20 protein-coding genes, 2 pseudogenes and 1 riboswitch are annotated in these 17,939 nt (G+C 35.2%); of the genes and pseudogenes, 19 read left to right on the top strand and 3 right to left on the bottom strand.

The window, feature by feature from the left end:
• The first annotated feature begins 182 nt into the window (after positions 1-182).
• Together ACQKN4_RS22875 and ACQKN4_RS22870 are read left to right on the top strand one after the other, a co-directional pair.
• Positions 183-551 (top strand): phage holin family protein, encoded by a 369-nt coding sequence (locus tag ACQKN4_RS22875; protein WP_427484904.1) that lies wholly within the window; start codon positions 183-185, stop codon positions 549-551.
• Positions 548-1,265, top strand: a pseudogene (locus ACQKN4_RS22870) (peptidoglycan recognition protein family protein). The gene ACQKN4_RS22875 and the pseudogene ACQKN4_RS22870 overlap by 4 nt, the downstream one beginning before the upstream one ends.
• Positions 1,266-1,313: 48 nt before the next feature.
• On the opposite strand, the gene ACQKN4_RS22865 reads toward ACQKN4_RS22870, so the two are convergent.
• Positions 1,314-1,565: a hypothetical protein gene (locus ACQKN4_RS22865; RefSeq protein WP_427484903.1), complete on the bottom strand. Its 252-nt coding sequence runs from the start codon at positions 1,563-1,565 to the stop codon at positions 1,314-1,316.
• A gap of 195 nt (positions 1,566-1,760) precedes the next feature.
• Between ACQKN4_RS22865 and ACQKN4_RS22860 the strand changes: the two genes are divergently transcribed.
• The gene (locus ACQKN4_RS22860; protein ID WP_427484902.1) at positions 1,761-2,117 is read left to right on the top strand and encodes an aconitate hydratase; all 357 of its coding nucleotides are present in this window, start codon (positions 1,761-1,763) and stop codon (positions 2,115-2,117) included.
• A 25-nt stretch (positions 2,118-2,142) separates the two neighbouring features.
• Here the strand turns inward: ACQKN4_RS22860 and ACQKN4_RS22855 are convergent, their stop codons facing one another.
• Complete coding sequence (locus ACQKN4_RS22855) at positions 2,143-3,186, bottom strand: Ig-like domain-containing protein (RefSeq protein ID WP_427484901.1); 1,044 nt, start codon at positions 3,184-3,186, stop codon at positions 2,143-2,145.
• A gap of 179 nt (positions 3,187-3,365) precedes the next feature.
• Positions 3,366-3,689, bottom strand: a pseudogene (locus ACQKN4_RS22850) (Ltp family lipoprotein); the annotation flags it as partial.
• Positions 3,690-4,377: 688 nt separating this feature from the next.
• Between ACQKN4_RS22850 and comGA the strand changes: the two are divergent.
• From comGA to ACQKN4_RS22770, 16 genes are all read left to right on the top strand, one after another.
• Positions 4,378-5,397 carry a competence type IV pilus ATPase ComGA gene (gene comGA / locus ACQKN4_RS22845; protein ID WP_427484900.1) on the top strand — a complete coding sequence of 340 codons (1,020 nt, stop codon included), beginning with the start codon at positions 4,378-4,380 and terminating at the stop codon, positions 5,395-5,397.
• Entirely contained in the window at positions 5,375-6,448 is a 1,074-nt protein-coding gene (comGB, locus tag ACQKN4_RS22840; RefSeq protein ID WP_427484899.1) for a competence type IV pilus assembly protein ComGB, read from the top strand. Before comGA ends, comGB begins: the two co-directional genes overlap by 23 nt.
• Before the next feature lie 10 nt (positions 6,449-6,458).
• On the top strand, positions 6,459-6,797 hold the full coding sequence (comGC, locus tag ACQKN4_RS22835; RefSeq protein ID WP_079563910.1) for a competence type IV pilus major pilin ComGC: 339 nt from the start codon (positions 6,459-6,461) through the stop codon (positions 6,795-6,797).
• Positions 6,797-7,237, top strand: coding sequence for a competence type IV pilus minor pilin ComGD (comGD, locus tag ACQKN4_RS22830; protein ID WP_079563913.1), 441 nt, complete (start codon positions 6,797-6,799; stop codon positions 7,235-7,237). Before comGC ends, comGD begins: the two co-directional genes overlap by 1 nt.
• Positions 7,230-7,547: a hypothetical protein gene (locus ACQKN4_RS22825; protein WP_427484898.1), complete on the top strand. Its 318-nt coding sequence runs from the start codon at positions 7,230-7,232 to the stop codon at positions 7,545-7,547. The genes comGD and ACQKN4_RS22825 overlap by 8 nt, the downstream gene beginning before the upstream one ends.
• Positions 7,540-7,965: a competence type IV pilus minor pilin ComGF gene (gene comGF, locus ACQKN4_RS22820; RefSeq protein WP_427484905.1), complete on the top strand. Its 426-nt coding sequence runs from the start codon at positions 7,540-7,542 to the stop codon at positions 7,963-7,965. The genes ACQKN4_RS22825 and comGF overlap by 8 nt, the downstream gene beginning before the upstream one ends.
• Positions 7,955-8,143 (top strand): hypothetical protein, encoded by a 189-nt coding sequence (locus tag ACQKN4_RS22815; RefSeq protein WP_427484897.1) that lies wholly within the window; start codon positions 7,955-7,957, stop codon positions 8,141-8,143. Before comGF ends, ACQKN4_RS22815 begins: the two co-directional genes overlap by 11 nt.
• Positions 8,144-8,162: 19 nt before the next feature.
• The gene (locus ACQKN4_RS22810; RefSeq protein ID WP_427484896.1) at positions 8,163-8,678 is read left to right on the top strand and encodes a shikimate kinase; all 516 of its coding nucleotides are present in this window, start codon (positions 8,163-8,165) and stop codon (positions 8,676-8,678) included.
• Positions 8,679-8,820: 142 nt separating this feature from the next.
• Positions 8,821-8,913: riboswitch (glycine riboswitch) on the top strand.
• Positions 8,914-9,187: 274 nt separating this feature from the next.
• On the top strand, positions 9,188-10,288 hold the full coding sequence (gcvT, locus tag ACQKN4_RS22805) for a glycine cleavage system aminomethyltransferase GcvT (RefSeq protein WP_197144192.1): 1,101 nt from the start codon (positions 9,188-9,190) through the stop codon (positions 10,286-10,288).
• Between the two features lie 25 nt (positions 10,289-10,313).
• Complete coding sequence (gene gcvPA, locus ACQKN4_RS22800) at positions 10,314-11,660, top strand: aminomethyl-transferring glycine dehydrogenase subunit GcvPA (RefSeq protein WP_427484895.1); 1,347 nt, start codon at positions 10,314-10,316, stop codon at positions 11,658-11,660.
• On the top strand, positions 11,653-13,116 hold the full coding sequence (gene gcvPB, locus ACQKN4_RS22795) for an aminomethyl-transferring glycine dehydrogenase subunit GcvPB (RefSeq protein WP_427484894.1): 1,464 nt from the start codon (positions 11,653-11,655) through the stop codon (positions 13,114-13,116). Before gcvPA ends, gcvPB begins: the two co-directional genes overlap by 8 nt.
• 971 nt (positions 13,117-14,087) lie before the next feature.
• A complete protein-coding gene (locus tag ACQKN4_RS22790; RefSeq protein WP_079563933.1) occupies positions 14,088-14,795 on the top strand; it encodes a 4'-phosphopantetheinyl transferase family protein in 708 nt (235 codons plus the stop codon).
• Entirely contained in the window at positions 14,792-15,496 is a 705-nt protein-coding gene (locus ACQKN4_RS22785) for a thioesterase II family protein (RefSeq protein WP_427484893.1), read from the top strand. The genes ACQKN4_RS22790 and ACQKN4_RS22785 overlap by 4 nt, the downstream gene beginning before the upstream one ends.
• 315 nt (positions 15,497-15,811) lie before the next feature.
• Positions 15,812-16,534, top strand: a complete 723-nt coding sequence (locus tag ACQKN4_RS22780; RefSeq protein WP_079563938.1) for an ABC transporter ATP-binding protein — start codon at positions 15,812-15,814, stop codon at positions 16,532-16,534.
• Between the two features lie 87 nt (positions 16,535-16,621).
• Positions 16,622-17,203 (top strand): TetR/AcrR family transcriptional regulator, encoded by a 582-nt coding sequence (locus tag ACQKN4_RS22775; RefSeq protein WP_079563941.1) that lies wholly within the window; start codon positions 16,622-16,624, stop codon positions 17,201-17,203.
• Between the two features lie 24 nt (positions 17,204-17,227).
• Entirely contained in the window at positions 17,228-17,920 is a 693-nt protein-coding gene (locus ACQKN4_RS22770; protein WP_427484892.1) for an ABC transporter permease, read from the top strand.
• Positions 17,921-17,939: the final 19 nt, after the last annotated feature.

Raw genomic sequence — 17,939 nt, 5'->3', positions numbered from 1 at the left:
ACAGCTTCTAATTTCACTTTTTCTTTAAATTTAACCATACAAAAACTGCACCTCCAATTGTTAGATTGAGTGTCTAATAATTGGGGAGCAGTTCATTATCTGTGGAGGGCTTTTATTATGCAGAAAAGGAAGGTGTCAGATGAACAACAGACACATTATATACATCGTTTATTGGCGGTGCAATGGCATGGATAGGATACCTTATCGGAGGTATTGACCACTTAATTAAAGCGTTAGTTATATTCGTGACTATCGATTATGCACTAGGATTTATGGTTAGTTTAGTTTTCAAGAAAACTGAAAGTAAAAAGATGTTTAAGGGCTTAATCAAAAAGACGGCTATGGTATTGATGGTCATTGCAGCAGTACAACTCGATTCAGCAACAGCGAGTGGGAATTTTAATGCAATGATCTTGTTCTTAATCGGGATGGAAGGTATAAGTATGATTGAAAATCTAGGAAAGTTGGACATTAAAGTACCTAAATTCTTAGCAAATGCTTTTACACAATTACAAATGGATAACGTTGATAAAAAGGGTGATAAACAATGACTTATGCTATCGAAAAACGCTTAATGTCAGGATTGCCGAACATAGCTTTAACTGCTGTTAAATATGTTATAGCCCATGAATCAGGCAATCCAAACAATTGTAGCCCAAACGCTTTAGAAAATGAAATAGCATACATGAACCGCAATAAAGCCAATGCATTTACATCTCACTGGGTAGGCTGTGGCGGTAAAATTGTACAAGTTGCGCCAGTTAATCGTGTGCAATATGGTTGTGGCCCGAAAGGTAATCCACTTAGCTATGCACAAGTAGAGTTGGCTCGTATAAATGATATGGAGCAATTTAAGAAGGATTACGCTGCTTATATTTGAGTTGTTACGTGAACTTGCTAAAGAGGCTGGAATACCTGTTGTACTCGATGGCAGTGGTGACGGTATAAAATCACACCGTTGGATTACGGACAATTTAAAAGGTACAACACATAGAGATCCATTTTCGTATCTGCAGAGTATGGGGATTTCAGAGGAACAATTCAAATTAGACATTAAAAACGGCTTAGATAAACCAACGGAGAAGGATGATGATAAAATGCAATTCACAAACGCGACAACAAAAGCTGCAGTACGTGATTATATTAAACAAGCAGTAGATAAAAAGCTTATTGATAAAATGTGGTTAGATAAATTTGATAATGGAACTATGACAAATGGTGATTATGAAGGTTTAAAACTTATCATTGCACAGCGTAGTAACTAAAATGTAAAGACCAAGATAGCTCAAATTGCCGTCTTGGTCAATGTACATTTATAAGTATGGCAATAATGAAAATAAAACAAAAAACACTAGCAGAATACATGCGTATATAAAAATTTTAGTGATAAATGGATCTGAAGTAAATGGATCTGAATCATTTTTATTTTGTACTTGTTTTTTTGGATATTCCTCGCACTCTTCTTCCTTAATCGTATTACAATATTCACATATTTCAATCTCAGCCCCATCTCTATGTACTTTCTTAAATGGATTTATGGCTAAACAATTAGAGCAATTACTCAATTATATTCTCCTCACTAACCTTATCTACTAATTACCATTTTAGGAAATTTAGCATGAATTGTATATATAAAATTAGGCAATAGTAACGGAAATCACGCTATTTAAATTTTATTCCTGTAATTTTCACCTACCAAAAAGCGAACGTTCGTTCCGAAAAGATACAAACGAATGTTCTTGTGTAGGGAGTGGAGTTGTATGTTGAATCCTGAACAACGGCGACTATTTCATAAATTTTTGATTCTTGGTATGGCTGTCCAATCATTGCAACGTAATTACTCTGTAATTGAAAATTTGAAAATGAGTAAAGTTTATTTACCAATCCTCGATAAGTTATTAAAAGACATAACCCAAGATTATTACAATAAGAAGAGGTTGTTGGCAAAAGAGAAAATAAGGTTATTTAAAGTAGAAAAGATAGATGAGTATTTTAGTGATGTGCATGTAGCAACGGCGGGGAATGACGTGGTTCTACGATATGCTAATATGGCACTAAAAACGCAGGTTGAAAATTTATTATTAAGTCACCAAAATAAAGACCAGGCGCTCAATTGAAAGTGAGTACCTGGTCATTTTTTGTTTAGTATTCTCTTACTTCGAATGAGGCGATTTTATCATGTACGATATATTCCGTTACTTTTTTATAAGGGGTTATTGTTTTAGAAAATTTGAATGTTGATGTATCTTGTGCACTTTCAAACCATTTCAAATAGTCTTTTAGTACTTTATTTGTAACGTCATACTCTTTTATTATACCATTTACTAATGTAATGCTTAAAATAGCATTTGAAGATTCATTGCTTGTTTTTTTTACAAATACTGCGCTAGTAGCTGCGATATCTGTGTTTTCTATCTTTGCTGTAATGATTGCTTCACCTTCACGAATGGCATTAACATTTCCATTCTGATCTACAGTAGCAATTAATTCATCGCTAGATGTCCATATTACTTTTGCAGTATCAGGAGTTACAGTTGCTATTAATTTATCTTGGCTACCTTCTAGAAGTTCTAATACATTTCTATTTAATGAGATTGATTCAGGTTTTGGTGATGTTGAAATTTTTTCCATCATTTGTAGTTCAGATATTGCTGTATTTACGGCATGATATGTGCTATTAGTAAGTGTAATGTTAACCCTGTACTTGTTATAATAACTAGAATTTTCAAAGGTGAAGCTTTGTTTTGGATTCTTTCTCCAATCGTCTACTGTAACGTTGCTATGAGAATCTAATACTATCCAATTTGAACCGTCCCACGCCTCAAATGTCCATGTATTTGGAAAAAGTTCTGGAAAACTTCCTTGATTATTCATTACATATTTACTAATTGCTTTTGGACTTGAGAATTCATATGCTAACCACCCTGTTTTTTCAGACGTTCCCCAAGCATAGTTGGCGCCACCACTATCATAGTAGTCAATGCCATCAAAGGCTTTCCAGCTTGGTGTTTCAACGTGGTTACTTGAAGAGGATGCTTTACCAAACTCTGATTCATTTGAAGTCATTTTAGGTATTAAATTTTCTGAATAGCCATCTTCAGCATGTGCATTTTCAACGTTATAGCTGATTAGTACTAGTAGTGATAATGCTAGATAAATAAAACTATTTTTAAATATCTTACTCACTTATGTATCCTCCTTTAAAGTATTTATAGGAAATTTCTTTAAATAACCTTTAAAGACAACTCTAACCAATACGAGACTTATTTACCATAATAAAAATCGTTTATTTTTAATAATAAAAAGCCACTCATTTGAGTGACCTTCGATGTGCCTTCCACAATCATTTATGTTGATGATATTACTTATTTTAAATTATCAATCGCGTATTGAGCTTCTTCAGGAGTAAATTTTTCACCGTATTCAGAAGTTAATTGTTGGTAAATAGCTGAATCCGACATTCTCATTTTTTCAGCGTATATTTGAGCTTTTTTCAATGCATTACCTTTCCAATCGAATACAATATTATCTACAGCATATTGAGCAGCTTCTGCTGGGAATTTCTCTCCATGTTCAGAAGTTAATTGATTATAAATACCAGCCTTTGACATGGACATAGATTTCGCATATACTTCTGCTTTTTTTAATGCCGATTTATATTCTCTAGGAATGCTTTCTTCTTTCGCCTTCGCTTCCGCTATTGCTTTTGCTTCTGCCTCAGCATCCCACTCCGTGATGGGTGGTCTTAATTGTGTTTGTAATTATCTGTGATACAAAGTACACAAAGGATATCCAGTGCCCTATGACTGTCTGGGATGATAACAGATATAATAGAAGGAAATACATTTTTCAGAACTTGTACTTTCGTGACAGGTGCATCAGGCTCTGGTAAGTCAACATCCTTGTATTCTCTAATCATATTTAGAATGGAAGGTTAAAATTAAAGGGCAGGCATTAGAATTGGATGTGTCTTCTCGAACCTATAATTACTTTAAGTTGCTATTTAATAAATAAGAGATTTTATTAGGTGATATGAAGAATTAAAAGGCCGCCATATTATTTCGGTAGCCTCTTTCATTTTATAGAAAACTAATCGTGTTGGTAATCGTCTTAAAGGATGTTTTGATGTGTTTGGATTGATGACTATAAGGTAGTAATTAGAAAATTATTGACTTAGTATATATATTACTGAACGAATCGTTTATGGAAATTAGCAAGCTATCCACATTTTTATCGCAAAAAAACATGTTTGATAGGAAATTTTATACCAAATTTTTAATTTAAGAAAAGAGCTTTTCTTCCGGCAAGTTCCTATCTATACTAGGACATAACGAATAGAGCGGTCATATTCGAAAAAACCAGAAGAGGGGTGCGAATATGCAGAACTTTGAAACGGTTGTTGAACGAAAATGTGAGCAACTATTACTAAAAGCCTATCATTTCGGTGCATCAGATTTGCTTTTAGTTCCGGAAAGTGAGCGGTATCGTATTTATTTTCGCAAATATGATAAGCTACTCCAAGCAGGTGAGTTACCAAATAATCTTGCGGAACGAATGATTTCCTTTTATAAATTTTCAGCGGCATTAGATATTAGCGAGCGGCGAAAACCCCAAAGCGGCTCTTTCCAAAAAGCTATGGAACAAGATCAATATGCCTTTCGTGTCTCGACACTTCCCTCCGTATTTTTAAAAGAAAGCCTAATTATCCGTCTACTTCTACAAAATCATGCATTCCCACTTACTTCCTTATCTTATTCCGAATATGCAGCAAACATGTTGATGGAACTAGTGAAACATCAACAGGGACTTTTATGCTTCACAGGTGCGACAGGCTCTGGTAAATCAACATCCTTGTATTCTCTAATCCATTACTGTTCGACAGAGCTAAATCGTCATGTCATTTCTTTAGAAGACCCTGTAGAAAATAATCAAGCTAATCTTTTACAGATTCAAGTAAACGAACGAGCTGGCGTTACATATGCTACAGGCTTAAAGGCTATTTTACGCCACTCACCTGACGTTATTATGATTGGTGAAATACGCGATAAAGAGACTGCAAAAATCGCAATCGAAGCTTCTTTAACAGGTCATTTAGTAGTCTCAACCATTCATGCTAAGGATTCGGTAAACTGCCTTTATCGATTTTTGGACTTGGGTGTATCAATAGAAGAACTTCGCCAAAATGTGGTAGGTATAGTCGCTCAAACACTTTTCCAATCACCTATAATACAGGAAGAACGCCGTGCATTGTTTGAAATATTAAGCGATGTTCAACTTCAAATGGCCATTAAAGCAATTATGCAAAAAACTAGCTATGAATTGCCACATGAGTTAACACTTGCAGGTCAAAAAGAAATGATAGAGAGTCATCACTATGCGAATACGAACGTTTATTGAAAGAATTCAATTGGCTTACAATAAGGCAACAAAATGGCGCGTAAGGGAGCAAGCTCATTTTTTTAGTCGGTTAAGTGTGTTAATGCAGGAAGGTTATTTATTCCCGCAGGCTATTTCTATTTTATTACCTCATCATATTGAAGCACATGAAGACATGCAAAAGCTAATCAATGAAAAGCTGAGACAAGGAGTCGGTGTTTTAGGAGTTTTTGAAGCATTACAACTTCCAAAACAGCATTTAGTAGCCATTACAGTTGCAGAAAACAATGGGCATATGATTGAGACGTTAAAAGGCGTAGCAAAGCATATGGCTTTGAGTGAAGCGACGAAGAAAAAATTAATGAAGCTACTCCTATATCCTGTAGTACTTATTTTATTTTTGTTGCTGTTGTTTTTAGTGTTTCGTACCATATTCTTTCCTAATATCGAAAAAATGGTGACTAGCCGAACTACCGGCACTGAGGAGACAAGCATTGCTTTGTCAAAGGCATTATTGCATCTTCCCGATACTTTAATGTTCATAGGCATTGCGGTATTTTGTTGTATTTTCATTTTTTACCTTACTCTCAAACGACGTCCGATTGCTCGCCAGTTAAATATTATTCTAAAAACTCCTTTGATTCGGATTTATACACGAATGTCTTTGACGAGACAATTTGCTGCTTATTTAGGGAGCCTGCTACAAAGTGGATTTTCTTTACAGGCAAGTCTACAAATTTTAGAGGAGCAGCGACTTCAACCGTTTTTACAATATCTAGCGCTATGTATAAAGGATCGCGTTGTTTTGGGTGATACGCTAACGCAAGCAGTTAAGTTGATGACAGTTTGGCAGAAGGATTTTACAACATTTGTTGAACATGGAGAACAAAGTGGCTATTTAGGAAAAGAGCTAGTACTGTACAGCGAGTTAATGACGGAAAAGCAAGAGCAACTATTGCATAAAATCCTTGTGTTCGTGCAGCCCACCTTCTTTATCATTATAGCGATGTGCATAGTTGCCGCATATGTAAGTTTATTATTGCCAATATATCACATGATTGAACTAGTATAGGAGGTTAATAATGAAACGTATAAAGCAGCAAACAGGTTTTACTTTAATTGAAATGTTAATAGTTCTCCTGATTATTTCCATATTAATTTTAATTACAATCCCAAATGTTACGAAACATTTTGCCACCGTCGATGAGAAGGGGTGCAAAGCGTATGTGAGCATGGTGCAAGGTCAGGTGGAGGCGTATCGAGTAGATTTTATGGATTATCCAACGATTCAAGATTTGGTAGCGAAAGGCTATTTAAAGAAGAATGAAACGACCTGCCCTAATAAAGAAGAGATTGTAATCACTAAGGATGGGGAGGTACGATTGGCGAAAACCTCTACCGATACTGGTTCTGGTAATTGATGGATGCTAATAAGAGTGAGCGTGGCTATACATTTGTTGAAATGCTAATTGTATTGTTTATCCTCATGTGTTTGTCAGCAATTGTCGTCAAATATTCGTTAAAAGGAGTGGAGACTAGGGAGCTTGAGCAATTTTTTACACAAATTCAATTAGATATTCAATATATACAAACTTATAGTATGCATCAAAGGGAATATATCTCGATGAAGTTTGAAAGTTCATCAAAGAGATACATTATTAAAAAGGATATTTTTACAGAATTATATGAACGCCCTTTTCCGAAAGGAGTTGAGTTTATGCCTGCATCGAGTTCAATTTACACGATTATGTACAACTATAATGGAAACGTCATGACGCCAGGGACTGTTTATTTTAAAACGCCTCAAGGTGTGAAAAAAGTTGTGATTACATTAGGACGAGGGAGATCGAGGATTGAATGAATCTGGTTATTCATTTGTGGAAACGATATTATCAGTAGTCATTGTTATGTTAGTATGCACGACATTAATACCAATTAGCTATACGATGAAAACGACTCTTTATAACAAGAAGTTGGAGGTGTTCGCAGCTGAAACGGCCTATGAAGGCTTAAAGCATTACCGCAATCTACAACAAACAGAAGGCACTAAAACCATTGATAATATAGAATTTCAGTGGTTTATGAATGGACAAGGGATATGTGTAAGTTTTCAAAATATGCGGGAATTACGTAAAAAATGTATACAACTGACAGGTGAAGTTGATGAATGAGCGAGGCTACACATTATTAGAAGCGATGTTTCAATTAGTTGTTTTTGTGCTTATTGCCCATCTTGTTGTGTTTATTATGCTTTGGTTTGCTGAAATGAAAACAACGATGCTAACTGATGAGCAATCAAAGTGGGAGCTTTTTGTTTATGATTTGAATATGTATGTAAGTGATATTTCATCTTTTACAATTCGAAAGGATCAAAAGAGAATAACCTTCCAGGCCGCAGATACCATTCATAATATTGATTGTTACAGCAATATAATTCGTGATCAAGTAAATGGTGGTCATGTACCAATGCTAGTTGGTATTACTAAATGCCAGTTCCGATATGAAAAAGATATGTTAACAGTAGCTGTTGAACTTCCAAGTGGTAGTAAAAAGGAGCGAACTTTCTATGTTCCAGTTTTTGAAAAATGACAGAGGGGCTATTTTTTTAATCGCAATTGGATTATTATTTTTTGTAACTACTTTTGTCCTTACGTTTTGTACGTCTTATGAGATTCAGTTTCGAACATATGATGGCCTAGAAAAGCTCAATGTTCGAGCTACGATAAATTTATTAGGACAAATTTTGTCAGACAGTGTAGAATCGTAGTTATAAGAAGGTGATTCGAATGCGAAAAATATATTTGGTTGGTTTTATGGGCTCCGGGAAAAGTGCGTTAGGAAGACGTTTAAGCTATTTGTTAAAGATGCCCTATTACGATATGGATCATGAGATTGTTCGACAGCAGGGTATGACAATTCCGCAAATATTTGAAAAATACGGAGAAGCCCGTTTTCGGGAAATAGAAACAGAATTTTTGAAAAACTTCCGGGACGAAGCTTGTATTATTTCAACAGGTGGTGGAGTCGCAATTAATGCTGAAAATCGAAAAATAATGAGACGCAGTGGGCTCGTGTTTTTTTTAGATGCGACATTCGAAGATATATACAAACGAATACAGCATGATCCGAACAGACCGATTGTACAGAGCTCGACGAAAGAAGAGTTAGAGCAGCTGTATCATTACAGAAGAAAGTTCTATCGTGAAGTAGGACATATACAAGTGTTAACAGAGGGGCGAACAATCCGCCAAATTCTTGAGTATTTAGTATTCCAAGTTAAAAGGTTAAAAAGCGAACGTTGATGTATCGTTAATACTTAAATGTTCGTTTTTTAACATAAAATAAAAAATGATTGCCTTTTCAATGCAATTAATGTTAGGATATAGACAAAAGTTACTTAATGTTCATTGAATACTAAATAGTACCAAGTTGAAACTTGGGCGGATGATTGTACGGGGAGAGCACGTATAGACGTCACCGAAGGAGCAAATAGCAAAATGTTATGAATCTCTCAGGTAAAAGGACTCGTATAAGACGCAACTCTGGAGAGTGCTGTAGTACTACAGCCACCAAAGGGGAAAGCCGGCTGATTGGCATTGTATGTATGCGAGTCAGTCTGGTGTAACTTTCAGGTGCAAGGACAGAGAATCCCGAAAAGGGGTTCGTCTGTCTTTTTTTATGTCTAAATGTTTTACCTAATGTTGTTCGTTTTTCTTTATTTGGATGAACAAACAAGGGAAGCATGACTGTACAAAAAAACAGACGAACTACTATAAGTAAATATGTAACGAACAATAAGGGGGCAAAAACAATGACAGAATTAAAACGCACACCTCTATTTGAAGAATATGCAAAACATGGTGGTAAAACAATTGACTTCGGTGGATGGGAATTACCAGTGCAGTTCTCTTCTATTAAAGAAGAGCATGATGCAGTACGTAATCGTGCTGGCTTATTTGATGTATCACATATGGGTGAGATTTTAGTAACTGGACCTAATTCACTAGAGTTTTTACAAAATCTTTTGACAAATGATATTTCTAAGATTGCAGTAGGTCAAGCGCAATATAATGCAATGTGCTATGAAGATGGTGGTGTTGTCGATGATTTATTAACGTATAAATTAGCAGACAATCATTATTTATTATGCGTGAACGCGGCAAATATTGAAAAAGATTATGATTGGATGATGGAAAATCAACATCAATATGATGTAACGATAGACAACCAATCAGAGGCTTATGCACAAATTGCCCTTCAAGGTCCATTAGCAGAAGAAGTTCTTCAAACATTAACAGATACTGATTTACAAACGATTAAATACTTCCGTTTCCAAGCAGATGTTGAAGTTGCTGGTCATAAAGCATTAGTATCTCGTAGCGGTTACACAGGAGAAGATGGCTTTGAACTATATGGCTCTCCAGAAGATATTAAAGCATTATGGGGTAAAATCTTAGAGGCTGGAAAAGACAAAGGTGTAGTTCCTGCAGGTTTAGGCTGCCGTGATACACTTCGTTTTGAAGCAGGTCTTCCATTATACGGGCAAGAGCTATCAGCGACAATTTCACCTCTTGAGGCTGGTATTGGTTTTGCTGTGAAGTTAAATAAAGAGGGCTTTAATGGTCATGAGGCATTAGTGGCACAAAAAGAAAATGGGCTGTCACGCAAAATTGTGGGTATTGAAATGATTGATAAAGGAATTCCTCGCCATGGCTACAAAGTGTTGAAGGATGGTAAGGAAATCGGTGAAGTGACAACAGGTACACAACTTCCTTCTTCTAAACGAAATGTTGGTCACGCATTAATTGACAGTCAATTCGCAACTATCGGAACTGAATTGGAAATTGAAATTCGTGGTAAGCACTTAAAAGTAGTAACAGTTGAAACACCGTTTTACAAGCGTTCAAAATAAAAGTTGAAAAGAGGGACCTACATTTATGAAACATCGTTATTTACCAATGACGGAGCAAGATAAACAAGAAATGTTAGACGTAATCGGTGTATCCTCAGTTGATGCGTTATTTGAGGATATTCCAGAAAAAGTACGTTTTAAAGGCCTATATGATATTAAAGAAGCGAAATCTGAATCAGCTTTATTAAAAGAATTAACAGCAATGGCTGCGAAAAATAAAGATACAAATGCTAACGTATCGTTTTTAGGTGCAGGCGTATACAACCACTATAAACCGGTTATCGTGGACCATGTTATTTCTCGTTCAGAGTTTTACACAGCGTATACTCCATATCAACCAGAAATTTCACAAGGGGAATTACAAGCAATTTTTGAATTCCAAACGATGATCGCAGAGCTTACAGGCATGGATCTTGCAAACTCTTCTATGTACGATGGAGGAACAGCGTTAGCTGAAGCAGGTATGCTTGCAGCTGGCCATACACGCCGTAAGAAAATTTTAGTATCTGAAGCAGTTCACCCTGAGTATCGTGATGTCGTTGCTACATATGCATATGGTCAATCCATTGAAATTGTTACTGTTCCACAAAATGATGGTGTGACAGATGTAGAAGCTTTAAAGGAATTAATAGATGATAATACGGCAGCTGTTATTGCACAATATCCTAACTTCTTTGGTCAAATAGAGGACTTGCAAGTAATTGGCGATATTGCGCATGAGGCAAAAAGTTTATTTGTTGTCTCTTCGAATCCACTTGCACTAGGAATTTTAACACCACCTGGTAAGCTAGGTGCTGATATTTGTGTAGGGGATGCACAGGTTTTCGGTATTTCTGAAGCATTCGGTGGTCCACACTGTGGTTTCTTTGCAGTAACTACGAAGTTAATGCGTAAAGTTCCTGGTCGTCTTGTAGGTGAAACAGTTGATGGTGAAGGTCGTCGTGGTTATGTTTTAACATTACAAGCACGTGAACAACATATCCGTCGTGATAAAGCAACGTCTAATATTTGTTCGAACCAAGCACTTCTTGCACTTGCTGCTTCTGTAGCAATGACTGCTCTAGGTAAAGAAGGCGTTCGTGAAATGGCAATGCAAAACATTGCGAAAACACGCTATGCTAAAAATGCCTTTGAAGCGGCTGGTTTCACAGTAGCATTCCAAGGTGCACACTTTAACGAAATCGTTGTGAAGACAAATAAATGTGTGAAAGAAATTAATAAAGGCTTAATTGAAAAAGGTATCATCGGTGGCTATCCTTTAGGTCAAACATATGACTCTCTAAAAAATCACGTGCTAATCGCAGTAACAGAATTACGCACGAAGGAAGAAATTGATGCACTAGTTGCAGAAATGGGGGCTCTTAATGCATAACGAAAATCAATCACTCATTTTTGAAATTACCAAAGAAGGTCGCGTAGGTTACAGCTTAGAAGCACTTGATGTACCAGAGGTTGATCTTGCCGATTTACTTCCTGGAAACTTAGTACGCGCTGAGGCAGCAGAATTACCAGAAGTATCTGAGCTTGATATTATGCGTCACTATACAGCACTTTCTCGTCGTAACCACGGTGTAGACTCTGGCTTCTACCCGCTTGGTTCTTGTACGATGAAATATAATCCAAAAATTAACGAGGCCGTTGCACGAATTTCAGGCTTTGCTAATGTTCACCCATTACAGGACGAATCAACAACTCAAGGTGCGATGGAGCTTCTTTACGACCTACAAACTTCATTAGTTGAAATTACAGGTATGGATGAAGTGACATTACAACCTGCAGCAGGTGCTCATGGTGAATGGACAGCATTAATGATGATCCGCGCATTCCATGAAGCAAATGGTGAGGGTCACCGTAATAAAGTTATTGTTCCTGACTCTGCTCACGGTACAAACCCAGCATCTGCAACAGTTGCAGGCTTTGAAACTATTACTGTGAAATCAGATGAAAATGGCTTAGTAGATATTGAAGATTTGCGCAAAGTAGTTGGTTCTGATACAGCTGCATTAATGCTAACAAATCCAAATACACTTGGTCTATTTGAAGAAAACATTATCGAAATGGCAGAGCTTATTCACTCTGTTGGCGGTAAAGTATACTATGACGGTGCAAACTTAAACGCAGTTATGAGTAAAGCACGTCCTGGTGATATGGGCTTTGACTGCGTACACTTAAACTTACACAAAACATTTACAGGTCCTCACGGTGGCGGTGGCCCAGGTTCAGGTCCAGTAGGAGTGAAAGCTGATTTAATTCCATTCCTTCCGAAACCAGTTTTAGTAAGAACAGAAGAAGGAACATATCACTTCGATTACGAGCGCCCACAATCAATCGGACGTGTTAAACCTTACTATGGTAACTTTGGTATCAACGTACGTGCATATACTTATATTCGTACAATGGGTCCAGATGGCTTAAAAGCTGTAACAGAATACGCTGTACTAAACGCAAACTATATGATGCGTCGTTTAGAGCCATTCTACGATCTACCATATAACCGTCATTGTAAACATGAATTTGTATTATCAGGTCGTCGTCAAAAGAAACTTGGCGTTCGTACTTTAGACATTGCAAAACGTCTGTTAGACTTTGGCTATCATCCACCAACAACTTACTTCCCATTAAATGTGGAAGAGGCATTAATGATCGAGCCAACAGAAACAGAATCTAAAGAAACATTAGATGCATTCTGCGATGTGATGATTCAAATTGCAAAAGAAACTGAAGAAAACCCATCAATCGTACAAGAAGCACCACATACAACAGTCGTAACTCGTCTAGACGAAACACGCGCTGCTCGTACACCAGTACTTCGTTATCAAAAAGCATAAAATATGTTAGCGGGTGCGACTCCCGCTATCTCTATAAATAAAGTGGCTGTAAATACAGAGTCATTTGTGATTTTAAGTATATTTTTGCCGCAAGGGCAAGGATATACTTAATTTTATTTTAGGCAATGTTATACTTACCATTTTTGAAAATGTTTAACCTACTATAAAAAAGAAAAACCGGAATTTCTTAAGAGAGAATTCGGTTTTTCTTTTGGATTAAGAATCTGTAAAGCGATAATAAGATACTTCCATTAAAGGGCGAGGTCCTATGCTACGATTAGAAAGTTCCGGATGAATGTTGATTAATAGGCGCAAGATATAAAGCGAATAAATCCAAAGAAAAATCTAAACAACTAAGAAAAATAAAACAGCAAATTATTGAATGTGTTTTTTCAGCTTTTGAAGAAGGGAAAGTACATAATAAAAGTTACATTCAAAGTAAAGTTAAAATAGGGAAGCAATTTGTAGAACCTGAAATTCCTGATTACATAAATGAAGTTTTAGAACTTAGTCGTAAAGGCTTTTACTGAAAGTGTTGCAGAATTGCTAATTATACTAGGGAAGTGAATACTAATCTTGATCTTTTTTTGATATTAAAGATGTTAGTTGTAGGTGAAAAACTAAGAGTTTTAGTAAAGAATGGTTATTAATATTAATAAATTAAGTAAAATAATACGATTAACCAATTGGAGAATGAAGAAGATAGAGAGTAAAAAATGTATGAAATTAATGGAAATTAAGTGAAATTTTCCTTAAAATACTGTTATGTGTAGTATATAATTAACTTTGTGGATTGACTTTTATTTACTATGATGAATGTTTTAAAATGAAACTTCTTCAGCAAGTTTTTAGTAACGAAAGTGAAACGCCAGCTACAAATATTTTTTTGTAGCGACAGCGGCAATTACGCCTCGGCATAATTGCCTATTATTAAATGTACGTTATAACAAACTTATTATTGCGGGGGAAATATGTTAAAGCTGTATTATTTGAAAATAGAAGAGCTTACAGATAAAAAATTGAAAACTGAATTAAAAAAATATTTATCTGAAGAAAGAAGAGCTGCAATCGATTTACTTAAATTTGAAGATGATCAGACACGGTCGATTCTGGGAGAGCTATTGATTAGATATGGTATATGTCAAAACTCTTTGTTGAAAAATTCAGATATAAAATTTATTAAGAATGAATACGGAAAGCCGTTTCTGAATAATGTTGCAGATGTATATTTCAGTCTGTCGCATTCTGAGGAATATGTGCTGTGTGGTATCAGTGATAAGGAATTAGGTGTTGATATAGAAAAAATTAATGAAATTGAATTGGACATAGCGGAAGATTTCTTCCACGAGAGAGAATATAAAGCTATTCTAAAGCAGCTGAATGAACAACGTCTGCAGTATTTTTACAGAATATGGTGCTTAAAGGAGAGTTATTTAAAATATAGAGGAACGGGACTATCGACACCATTAAATTCATTTTATGTGAACGAGTCTGATGGTGAAATATGTATTTATACTGCAGAGGGTCAATTAGAAAACATAGAGCTTGAAATTTTGTTTATTGATGAAAAATACTCTTCTGCAGTTTGCTATAAAAATAAGCTGAAATATGATTTAAAAAGAGTTTCCTTAAACGAAATAGTAAGAGTATTAATGGAAAAGGAGAAGTATGGAATATGAAAAAAGTGGTTATTTTCCCTCATGCAGGTGGAGCAAGCTTGTTTTATAGTGCTATCATAAAAGAACCTGTAAGAATATTACCCATTTATCTTGATTATCCTGGACATTTACTGAAATTAACAGAAACGCTTGCTGAAACAATGGATGAACTGGTAGATTACCTGCTGGAAGAACTACTTGAAATAAATGATTTGGTTTTAGAAGAATTAATATTTTTTGGTCATAGCATGGGTGGTTCTGTTGCTTATGAAGTAGCAAAGAGAATATATGAAAAATATAATATAAGTATTGAAAAACTGATAATATCAGCTAAATTGCCTCCTGGAGAGATGAATCTAAAAATAAAAATAGAAACAATTGAAGATATGTGGGAATATATTCAGTCACTGCATAAACAACCGGATGAGATTCATACAAATCAAGAATTAGGAAAGCTTCTATTTCCTATAATGCAACAGGATATTTCTTTATTGAAGCAATATGAGACTGAATTGAGATATCCGAAATATCCATTGGGAAATATACAGCCGCATATTTTTATAGGAGCCCAAGACAAAGGGGATTTAAAGCAGTATCAAAATTGGCAGAAATTTTTTCAAGAAAAGTGTCAGTATGAATTTTTTAACGGTGGTCACTTTTATTTGCAAGAAGATAAAAATTCTTTTTTAAAGATTCTTCATAAAACGATTTTGGAGACCTAAAGATATTTAACATCTGTAGCTGCCGCGTTGCTTTCGCTACAAAAAACATCTGTAGCTGTCGCTTTGCTTTCCTACTAGAAACTTGCTGAAAGAAGTTAAATGTACTTATAAAGCGTAAAAGCTTTGAGAAGTGCTTTAGCCTTGAATTACGACTTTAGTCGTGGACAATTAGAAATCCACCTGCTTTTGTAGATGGGTGTTTTATGTTACAAATGTATTAAAATGTAAAAGTTTTGGGATATATTAATGGGGGTTTTGTTTTTTATTGACAGATTATAGTGTGAAATATATACTTTTTAACTAAGGAGGGATTTTTTGGATACAGTTATTGAAGTTACAAACCTTTGTAAGACAATCAATGGAAAGAGGTTGTTAAATAATATTTCTTTGGAAGTAAGGCAGGGATCAATATTCGGTTTGCTTGGAGCAAATGGAGCAGGTAAAACAACGTTGATGAAAACAATCTTGGGTATATTAAAATCTGATTCAGGTACTGTCAAACTGTTTGGCGAAACTATAGACAGAAGAAATCAGAATGTATTGACAAGTATTGGCTGTATTATTGAAACTCCTGTTTTTTACTCTGGTTTATCAGCCAGAAAAAATTTAGAAATCCATTGTAAATATATGAATGAAGAATATTTAAGCAATATTGATAATGTTTTATCTATTGTAGGTTTATCAGAGAATGCTGAGGATATATTAGATACTTTTTCTTTAGGGATGAAACAAAGATTGGGGATTGCCAGAGCCTTAGTAACCTCTCCCAAGTTGTTGATTTTAGACGAACCAATCAATGGGCTTGATCCAATGGGAATTATTGATATTCGAGAAATACTGAAGGAAATTAATCAAAAGATGGGGACCACTATATTAATATCTAGTCATATTATCCCTGAAGTCGATAAAATTGTAACTGATGTGGCAATTATGAGTCAGGGCGAAATGATTGAACATGTGGAACTGGAACAGCTGAAAAAAGAAAATATTGAATTGGAAGAATACTTTGTCTCGATTTTACATAAGCAGCAAAGTTAATTTTTTTGAATGCGTATGACTAAAAAAATGAATTTAGTCATATGGTTATCGTGGGGTGCAGTCCTATGAAGAGAGGGAGCATTAGTTATGGCAAGAGGTTTTTCACAAGAAGAAAAAGAAAAAATCAAAGAGAATCTATGTATTGAATGTGAAAAAAGTTGGGTGAGTATTGGGTATAAAAAAACTAATATTGATTTGCTTTGTAATACAGTTGGTATTTCTAAAGGAGCTTTCTATCTTTTTTTTGATAGTAAAGAGGCCCTGTTTGCCGATGTCATGGATCAAGTACAAAATCGAATGGTTAATCATATGAATGATGCTGTAACGAAATCTCCCAATAAAGAAGGATTTATTGAAGGATTCAAATTATTGTATCAGGAATACGATCGAGGAAACTGGATCAAAACACTGTCCAGCAATGATTTCAAGGCATTATTAAATCGATTACCTGAAAGTAGACTGATTACTCATAGCTCGGAACATACATTGGTAAAATTAAGTGAAACGATAGAGAGAAGTAATTTGGTTTGTAAGGAACCACTCTCTAAAGTTATCGGGATTTTATCTGCATTACTGACATTGTCATCAGAAAAGGATGCTATTGCTTACAATCATCAGATAGTATTTGAATTTTTACTTGAGCATGTTATTGATGAGCTATTTGAATAAGTCCTACATGAAGAGGAGGAAAATATGAAGTATGTCAGTATTGAATTAGGAAAAATAAATATGAAGCAGCAGTTGATTTCTTTAGCAGCATGCAATTTTCTTATCACTGCTTTAGTCATTATGATGAAGTTTCTTATTCCTGATCAGATTAGTGGATTGGATTCTGGGATGCCGACAATCGAGTTGAGTACAACTATAATTATCGATACATTAATCAAAGCCGTATTTATCGTATGGCAGGCAGTGTTGATTGCTTCACTGATTGTAAGTGAATTTCAAAATAAAACGGCGTTAATGCTTTACACATATCCAATCAAAATGACAAAAATCATCATTAGTAAACTAGTAGTAGTATTTATAATTACATTTATATTTATGTCAATAAGTGGAATCTTTCAAAATGTAGTGATGTATGTATTGAATCAGAACTTACCGATGTTCTCATACAATATTACTACGGAAATAATTCTGACTGTTTTAATTACAAATATTTCAGCTATTTTTATGGGGTTGATCACCTTTGCAGTCGGGATGTTAAATCGTTCGACTATTGCAACGATTGTCGCGGCTATTTTGATTATGTGTATTGTCACATCAGCTGCAGCAGGACCAGGAGGAATCATCTCTAAGTTATCAGTTGCAGTAACATTAGGGCTGATTGGACTTATGGCAGGTTTGTTTACAGTATGGAAAATCGAGACTGAAGATTACTGTTAAAATATTCATTTAACTAGAA

Source organism: Lysinibacillus sp. NPDC093692 (genome assembly GCF_050280125.1).
Classification (GTDB): Bacteria; Bacillota; Bacilli; order Bacillales_A; family Planococcaceae; genus Lysinibacillus.
Note: the sequence above shows the minus strand (reverse complement) of the source record. Positions and strands in the feature narration are given on the sequence as shown.

Coding starts and splice junctions, on each gene's coding strand:
- ACQKN4_RS22785 (WP_427484893.1), top strand. CDS start 14,792: ATGAAAAAAGTGGTTATTTTCCCTCATGCAGGTGGAGCAAGCTTGTTT.
- ACQKN4_RS22875 (WP_427484904.1), top strand. CDS start 183: ATGGCATGGATAGGATACCTTATCGGAGGTATTGACCACTTAATTAAA.
- comGB (WP_427484899.1), top strand. CDS start 5,375: ATGCGAATACGAACGTTTATTGAAAGAATTCAATTGGCTTACAATAAG.
- gcvPB (WP_427484894.1), top strand. CDS start 11,653: ATGCATAACGAAAATCAATCACTCATTTTTGAAATTACCAAAGAAGGT.
- comGA (WP_427484900.1), top strand. CDS start 4,378: ATGCAGAACTTTGAAACGGTTGTTGAACGAAAATGTGAGCAACTATTA.
- ACQKN4_RS22775 (WP_079563941.1), top strand. CDS start 16,622: ATGGCAAGAGGTTTTTCACAAGAAGAAAAAGAAAAAATCAAAGAGAAT.
- ACQKN4_RS22770 (WP_427484892.1), top strand. CDS start 17,228: ATGAAGTATGTCAGTATTGAATTAGGAAAAATAAATATGAAGCAGCAG.
- gcvPA (WP_427484895.1), top strand. CDS start 10,314: ATGAAACATCGTTATTTACCAATGACGGAGCAAGATAAACAAGAAATG.
- ACQKN4_RS22810 (WP_427484896.1), top strand. CDS start 8,163: ATGCGAAAAATATATTTGGTTGGTTTTATGGGCTCCGGGAAAAGTGCG.
- comGC (WP_079563910.1), top strand. CDS start 6,459: ATGAAACGTATAAAGCAGCAAACAGGTTTTACTTTAATTGAAATGTTA.
- comGF (WP_427484905.1), top strand. CDS start 7,540: ATGAATGAGCGAGGCTACACATTATTAGAAGCGATGTTTCAATTAGTT.
- ACQKN4_RS22860 (WP_427484902.1), top strand. CDS start 1,761: ATGTTGAATCCTGAACAACGGCGACTATTTCATAAATTTTTGATTCTT.
- ACQKN4_RS22790 (WP_079563933.1), top strand. CDS start 14,088: ATGTTAAAGCTGTATTATTTGAAAATAGAAGAGCTTACAGATAAAAAA.
- gcvT (WP_197144192.1), top strand. CDS start 9,188: ATGACAGAATTAAAACGCACACCTCTATTTGAAGAATATGCAAAACAT.
- comGD (WP_079563913.1), top strand. CDS start 6,797: ATGGATGCTAATAAGAGTGAGCGTGGCTATACATTTGTTGAAATGCTA.